Here is a 7,347-nt window from a genome sequence, read left to right as displayed (position 1 = left end):
TGGCGACGAGAAGTTCCTGTGTGCGTGCGGATTCGGGCACCTGCCGGGCAATGTTCTCGATGGCAGCCATCGCGGTCTCGACCCGCGACGTTAACGCCAGCTGGTCTGTATCAGATGCAGTCGGGCAGGTCATCGCCCCTTCGACGACCGCGCTGGCGGCACCGAGGTAGGACGCCATCATCAGGAGCTCGAACCACACGAAGCCCGCCGTTTGGATCTCATCGAGCACTCCGGTGTCGGTGATGTCGGTTAGGACAACCAGATTCTGCGGAACTAAGACGTCGTCGATGTCGATCTGGTCACTTTCAGCGCCGGCAAGGGCGAAACTGGACCAGAACGGAGTGACCGTGACGCCCGGATCCGACGCGGGGATCAGCGCGATCGCCAGTCGCTCGCCGTTGCCGTCGGGAGCTGGCAGCAGCAGGCTGGCAGTAAGGAGATCCATCGACCGAGCCAGACTGCACGGCTTCTTGGAGCCGCTGACGCGGACACCCTCAGGAACCAATACCGATTTCATGGTGGGCGTCAGGATGCGACCGTCAGACCTGCCCTCGGCGAAACCAGATGCCAACAGCATGTTCTGAGTGGCGACCGCCTCCAGGAGGAGCCATTCGTTTCCTCCCAGTTCCGCCAGGACCACAAGGCTGGCCACAGAGAAGTGATGCATGGTGGTCGCCACAGCGAGCGATGGCGAGCGTGAGCCGATCGCACGTTGCACACGCACCGCTTCCAGCGCTGTAGCGCCCTTGCCCTGGTATTCCGTTGGTATCAGTAACCCCGGCCCGCCAGCAGCTCGGAACAACCCGGCCCCAGGTGCGTCAGCCCGTTCAAGAACTGCCAGACCCTGGGCTGTCAGCGCCTCATCGAGTCCGGGTAGCAAGCGATTCAGTGCCGCACGTTCCCGCTCAAGGAATCTCACCGCGCGATCGGGTTCCGAAGGCATTGTTTAGACCTCAATTTCCTTGTATTCACGCTCGAACTGCACGAATTCCTGCAGGATGGCGGGCTCGAACGGCACACCGAATGGCTTTGTCGTATTGCCAAACAGGGCACGATCACCGAAAAGGTGGATAGGTAGTGCAAGCAGCGCCCACTCGGGTTGAAACACGATCGACCATACGCCGGCGATCAATGCGGCAGTTAAAAGGCTGTGCATCACATTGTAGGCGACGTAATAACCTCGGCCAATCTTCCCTGTTTGGCTTCGACGAAACGCGATCGCACCCGGAAGGTACCCCAATACGTCAATTACAGCGAAAAACCCAGCGAAAGCCAACCAATTGATCTCACCCCAGTGAAGTAGGGCCAGAGTCACTGATCCGCCTAGGCCAACCAGCCATTCAGCACGCGAGATCAGATGCGTGGTTCTCGTCTCAAAGCGGTTCAGGCTATCCACGTTTCGTGCCTCTCCGTTCCAATTGACGTTTCTTTCGGGGACGTCCTTCACGCGCGCAGACGATGACGCTCCGCCACCTCGACGTGGCCGAATTGAAGCATCATTCCAACGCCGGATACTTAATGCCACGCAACGCATCAATACGATGGTTCATCGCGCACTTGCGCGAGATATTTACCTCTCGCGCATCCGTTTTACACGCTACTACGAAAGCTGTTTAAAAGCGTTGCCGAGAGCAGCGGGACGTCTTTCAATAGCAAACAGTTTACTTCCGATTCAGGTACGCAAGTGACGCTGGCACTGTCTCCAAAAAAGAACTAGGGCCACCGTGGGATACCGACTACGCGGGCCAGCACGCCCACGCTGGCAGCCCTGACCAAACCGTCGGGTTTCTCAAGAAGTGACGTCCCGCAATGCAATCGGCCAGTTCCCAACGGCGGGCCGGCGCACACTGTCCTCCGTGCAACACGATGCGGGCGCAGGTCCCTGCGCCCGCAGAGCGTCGCCGAGTCGGACTCTAGGTGGGTTGTTCCTGGCTGGCCGGTGCAGTGGAAAGCGAATCAGGCTCACTTTCCACGAACCCTCGCTTGCTGTGCCAGAGAGCGAGCCCAGTTGGCGCCCACCAGTTCCATCGACCCATGACTCCCATCGCGGCCGGCACCAAGATGGTGCGGACGACGAAGGCGTCGACGAGCACGCTGACCGCAAGTCCGACCCCGAGACCGCGCATAAAAGACACCTGGCCGGCAGCGATGGCGACGAAGACGACAGCCATGATGACGGCGGCCGCAGTGACGATTCGTCCGGTGCGGGCCAACCCCAAACCAACTGAGCGCACGTTGCCTGCTGATGTCTTGTCGGACCGCAGCCACTCCTCTCTGATTCGTGAAAGGACGAACACTTCGTAATCCATGGACAGTGCGTAGGCGATCACGGCTAGCGACGGCGGAATGAATGCCGTGATGTTGCCTGTCGCGGTGCTCCCAAGTCCGCCGAGATGCCCATCCTGAAACACCCACACCATGACACCGAAGGCGACGGTCAGCGACAGCGCGTTGGTGATCAGGGCCTTGACTGGCAGGACCACGCTGCCGGTCATCATGAACATCAACACCAGCGTGATCACAGCCACTAGTCCAACGACCAACGGCACCTTGTTCACAATGCCGGCGACGTTGTCGTGGTCACGCTGGGCGATACCCCCGAACAGCGTGGGCGCTGGTGCCGGTATAGCCCGCAGTGCCGCCAATTGCGTTTTCCCCTCATGGGAATACGGATCGTGAATAGTCGAGACCGTCAGGTAGGCCGCACCTTCTTTGATCTGCGAGTCGACCGACAACGGCGCGATCCTCGCTCCCCGCACATAGGTGCCATCCGGGCCTGCCACCGACACCACGTCAGGGACTTCAGACAATTGGCTGGCATATCGACCCACCGCGTCTGCAGAGGTCACGTCACTGGGCATGACGATGGCGACCGTCCCGGCAAGATCGGTTTCGAACCCTGCACGCAGCACATCTCCGGTTTGACGCGATTGCGCTGATGAGGGCAGCGCGCGATCGTCGGGGTAGGAAAGTCGGATGCCCAGCAACGGCGTCGCCAATGCGACCAACGCCACCGACAGCACGAGCAAGACCACAGCAGGACGCCGCATCACCCACAGCGCGAGCCGGTACCACACCGACGACTCCTCGTTCTTCGGCTGTACTTTGGCCTTTCGACCCAGCAGCTTTCGCAATGAGGGACGAATATCCAAGGAGTCGATGCGGTCGCCGCAGAACACCAGCAACGCTGGCGCGACGCACAGCGAGGCGGCCGTGGCGAATCCGACGCTTGCGATGCCCGCATAGGCCAAGGACCTCAGCAGGTAGGGCTCGAAAACGAACAGAGTCGCGATCGTGAGCGCCATCGTCAGACCTGAGTAGATCACGGTACGCCCTGCCGTATTCATCGTTCGAATCAGCGCTTCGCGATCAGTTAGACCCTTGCCTCGTTCTTCGCGGTAGCGGCTCAAGATGAACAACGTGTAGTCCACCGCGAAAGCAAGCCCCAGAGCCGTCGCCAGATTGACGGCAAAGATCGACACATCGGTGAATTGATGGATCGTCCATAGGCAAGCTCCCGTGCCGACCACTGCGATTGCCGCGGCGAGCAACGGCAGGCTTGCGGCCACTAAGCTTCCGAAGATCCAGATCAGCGCGAGTGCTGTCAGCGGAACTGCAACCGCTTCCAGCATCACCAGATCGCGTCGGGATTGTGCGCTGCCCTCGAAATAGGCGATTGATTGGCCACCGACGGTGACCTTCACTCCGTCACTTTCTCCGATCAACGGTTGCGCGAGATCATGGGCCCGTTGCGGTGCGTCGCGGTCGCCTCCCTCCATACGCGCCACGACGAGACCGGTTCGACCGTCGTCACTTACCAGTGCTTTCTGTAGCGGTGGCGGTGCGGTCCAATACGAGATGACTTGGTGCGCGTAGGCAGATCCCTGCAGTGCATGCACAATTTCGTGTGCACGCGATGCTGCCAGTGCGTTGTCGGCATTCTCGGCGGTGATAGCGAACACGACCGGAAGGCCGCCGGCGCTGAACACCTCGTTGAGCACCGTTTCCGCTCGCACGGACTCCGATTCCGGTACGTCATATCCGCCCGACGGCAAATCGGTGATCACCGGCGTCGCGTAGACAGCCCCTGCCAACAGGAAGACCAGGGCGGCTAACAGGATTCGTTTTGGCGCTCGGTAGGCGAAAGCCGCCAGTCGAGTGAGAAGCATTGTTGTATCTCCAATCTGTCAGGACGACCCCTCGTGAATGGGCCGTTGTCGGTGCGACTCCGTCAACACCTGCATCAGCTCCGCAAGCGAGGTAGGTGATCGATCCGGTCCGCGCTCGATGGCGCGCAGGGTTCATCGATCTCCATAACCTGACAACTCACCGTCGGCGAGTAGGGCGCAATCGGGTTCGGAATCCTCGGAGAGCATCCGGTCGCGGAGATTGACCGCGAACACGCTCCACATCTGCGCGTTCCGCCGCGCGATCCGGAACGCCGAATCCACGGAGTGCTGGGGCAGTGCGGCCGCCAAGCTGACAGCGGCTTGCGGCGTGCGAGGCCCTGCAGTCACCCACTGTAAGAACAGCCGACCAGAATTGTTGAACCTCAGCGACGGATCTGTCGACAGACCCTGCATGATCCGCGTCAGGTTGCTGTCACTGCTCGGCCAGCCATCTCCGGGGAGTTCGGGTCGGGAGCCCGCGTTCTCCGCAAGGACGTGCCCGCCAGAATCGGCACGCGACGCTGTCGTCGATGCTGGTCCCAGAACGGATATTTCGGAACTCCTAGGCGTGCCTTCGGGCTGGACCGGCGAGTTCTCGACTGGCTGGCGCGCAGGCCGCTTCTGGGCGCGCCGTACGCGTCCGTCTCGTCCAATCGTGCGTTCCGACTGGGGAATTTCCCCAGTCGGCCGTGCGCGCAATGCACCCACCGTCTTGTGAGAGAGCCCAGCAGCTTCTGCGATGCGTCGATCAGACCATTGCGGGTACATCTGCCCGATCCTGACTGCCGCCTTCTTTCGGTCCGACAGCCGCAGAGGCAGACCGTGCGCAATATTGGCCTGGACGGCAAGAAGGAACGCTTCTTCTCGACTGCCGTCAAAGAACCTCGCGGCGATCGTTCTTACTCCCTGCCGCCGAGCGGCATGGACGCGATGAGCGCCATCGATCACAGACAAGGTTGAGCGGTGGACGATCACGGGCGGCATGACCGCCTGCGACTGCGCCAGCAGGTCAACATGTTTGGCGTCGACGCCGCAGGACCGGGGAGAGAAATCGCAGCGAAGATCGTCGAGGGCGACCTGCACGATGTCGTCATTCGTGCCGCCGCGGGCTTCGAGTACCCGTTCTGAAGCACGTTCTCCACGAGGACCGACAATCTGGCTGGCACCGAGCCTTGACCGCGTCATCACCCACGCCCCACGCGATGACCAAGGCCACGACGCAAACGTTGATCGGCGCGTAAAGCGCAGTAAGCCAAAGTGTCTGAATGGAGCTGCCGTAATCGGCGGCACGATCCGGTCCGGTCACACGTCATCTCAGCATCAGCTAGTGAGTGCGTGACACCACCGAAGATGTGCGGACTACCCACCTCTTGGCGGTGTCTTTCCTTACCGTGCCTAGCCATAACGAAGCCCCCCTCGCTTACCAACGGTATGAAGTACGCCTGCCTCGCAACGCGGTGGAGGTCGTCTCCCCACAGCCCCGAACTAGCACTCCACTCATTTATGTGAGCTAACGTACTGGCCGTAGCGTATACGCTTGAAAACGCGCTGACGGTGTTAAAAACCTCACATCGAGCAACGTTGAATGGCGCGACGGTTGAGCGCAGAAAATTTCGCAGACTGTTCCAGGTGATCTTGAATATGCCTTAATTAACAACATATTTTGGTGCATCTGGACGAATCCTGTGCGCGCAAACGCAAGCCGCGACCTAGGTCACGGCAAACATCGCGATCAATAGCTTCTGCGCAAGGAAGCAGTGAAGCAGGTGCGTGGCCGCATCTGCTGAGACGACACCCAACTACCCGCGAGCAAGCAAGGGTGTGGTGGCAGTCGCCACCCGACTCACAATCTCAGCGACGTCGACGATGTCATGTGCGTACGTTGGACCGTTCAATGCATGCGCGGCATTCATCATTGCCGCGGAAAAACTGACTGTCGCATCCCGCACGAGAGTCACGTGATACCCCAGCTCCATTGCAGCGCGCGCGGTCGACTCGATACAGGTGTTCGCCAGGAGGCCGGCCACGATCAGATGAGTGATTCCACGTTGCTTGATCTGGAAGTCAAGGTCGGTGTTGGCGAAACCACTCTGTGCCCAATGCTCTTTGACGATCACGTCACCTCGCTGAGGAGCTAGCGGCGGGTACCATTCGCCACCCCACTCGCCACGGGCGAACGCGTGAGTCTTGCTCATGAGCTCTTGCGTGGGGTTCGGATACAACCAGTCCTCGTAGTCGCCCGGCTCCCAGCGACGATGCGGCACCACGAACACCTGAATGCGGGCTCCTCGAACCGCGTTCAAGAGCTCCGAGAGGTTCTCCAGAAGATTGACCTTTCCCGCGACATCGCGAATGCGAGGCCAGAGCTTGCCCTCGTCAGAAAGCCAGTCGTTGTACGGATCGACGAGAAGAAGCCCGGTACGCTCCGAACGGATTAACTCACTGGCCATGAAACCCTCCCAAGTCTCCCCAGGGGTGCGGCCAACGATGAGAACGGTGGACCTTCCCCCACTTACTATGAATATCATAGTAAGTGGGGGGAGTCCAGAGAGGAACGCGCCAATGCCCAGAGGCAAACCAGCGCAAGAGACGTTATGCCCTATTGCGCGCGCTGCTGCGGTTATTGGCGACCGTTGGTCGATCGTCGTGCTCCGCGAGATGTTTCTTGGCACGACCCGGTTCGACGATCTACAGGTACAAACAGGCGCCACCGCTCAGATGCTCGCAGCGCGGCTCAAACAGTTGCAATCGGAAGGGCTTGTCGCGCGGCACCTCTACAGCGAGCGGCCCGCTCGCCATGACTACCACCTAACGGAGATGGGCCGTGGCTTCCTGCCGGTCATCCTCGCTCTGCGTGCCTGGGGTGAGATTTGGCAGAAGGACCCAACCGAGCCTTTGGCGGTCCATATCCGCCATCAGGTATGCGGTACGGAGCTCGATTTGAATCTCGTGTGTCCTACCTGCAAAGTCATTGTCTCGCACACCGATATCGATTCGGACCTGAGCAAGGAGTTCGCCGCGGAACGCGCCCGCCGCCGCCTCTCACCATGACCGGCGATGCGGCCCAAAAGCCGCCTGGCCCATGTTATCCCTCCGACCGCCCCGAGTTGGGTCATTTGCCTTAGTGCCTTGATTTCTCGGATGCCAGCGCGTCGAGAATGGTTTTGACCTCGACGTT

7 protein-coding genes and 1 pseudogene are annotated in these 7,347 nt (G+C 60.3%); 2 read left to right on the top strand and 6 right to left on the bottom strand.

What is annotated here, in order from left to right; translation table 11 throughout:
• The 5 genes and pseudogenes from A5699_RS26320 to A5699_RS30365 form a co-directional block, all read right to left on the bottom strand.
• On the bottom strand, nt 1–943 hold a 943-nt coding region (locus A5699_RS26320; protein WP_157561460.1), incomplete at its 3' end, for an acyl-CoA dehydrogenase family protein.
• A 3-nt stretch (nt 944–946) separates the two neighbouring features.
• Complete coding sequence (locus A5699_RS26315) at nt 947–1,447, bottom strand: hypothetical protein (RefSeq protein WP_231965844.1); 501 nt, start codon at nt 1,445–1,447, stop codon at nt 947–949.
• A gap of 466 nt (nt 1,448–1,913) precedes the next feature.
• Entirely contained in the window at nt 1,914–4,169 is a 2,256-nt protein-coding gene (locus A5699_RS26310; protein WP_067776221.1) for an MMPL family transporter, read from the bottom strand.
• 132 nt (nt 4,170–4,301) lie between these two features.
• A complete protein-coding gene (locus A5699_RS30090; protein WP_231965843.1) occupies nt 4,302–4,517 on the bottom strand; it encodes a hypothetical protein in 216 nt (71 codons plus the stop codon).
• 543 nt (nt 4,518–5,060) lie between these two features.
• Nucleotides 5,061–5,153, bottom strand: a pseudogene (locus A5699_RS30365) (hypothetical protein); the annotation flags it as partial.
• On the opposite strand from A5699_RS30365, the gene A5699_RS30080 reads away from it, so the two are divergent.
• On the top strand, nt 5,133–5,297 hold the full coding sequence (locus tag A5699_RS30080; RefSeq protein ID WP_231965841.1) for a hypothetical protein: 165 nt from the start codon (nt 5,133–5,135) through the stop codon (nt 5,295–5,297). The pseudogene A5699_RS30365 and the gene A5699_RS30080 overlap by 21 nt on opposite strands.
• Before the next feature lie 671 nt (nt 5,298–5,968).
• Here the strand turns inward: A5699_RS30080 and A5699_RS26300 are convergent.
• The gene (locus tag A5699_RS26300; RefSeq protein ID WP_067776225.1) at nt 5,969–6,619 is read right to left on the bottom strand and encodes an isochorismatase family cysteine hydrolase; all 651 of its coding nucleotides are present in this window, start codon (nt 6,617–6,619) and stop codon (nt 5,969–5,971) included.
• A 112-nt stretch (nt 6,620–6,731) separates the two neighbouring features.
• Between A5699_RS26300 and A5699_RS26295 the strand changes: the two genes are divergently transcribed.
• Nucleotides 6,732–7,220, top strand: a complete 489-nt coding sequence (locus tag A5699_RS26295) for a helix-turn-helix domain-containing protein (protein WP_067776214.1) — start codon at nt 6,732–6,734, stop codon at nt 7,218–7,220.
• The last annotated feature ends 127 nt before the right edge of the window (nt 7,221–7,347 follow it).

Origin of the sequence: Mycobacterium sp. E802 (assembly GCF_001666875.1) — a bacterium.
Classification (GTDB): domain Bacteria; phylum Actinomycetota; class Actinomycetes; order Mycobacteriales; family Mycobacteriaceae; genus Mycobacterium.
The sequence above is the reverse complement of the archived record's forward strand: the minus strand, read 5'-3'. Positions and strand labels throughout refer to the sequence as shown.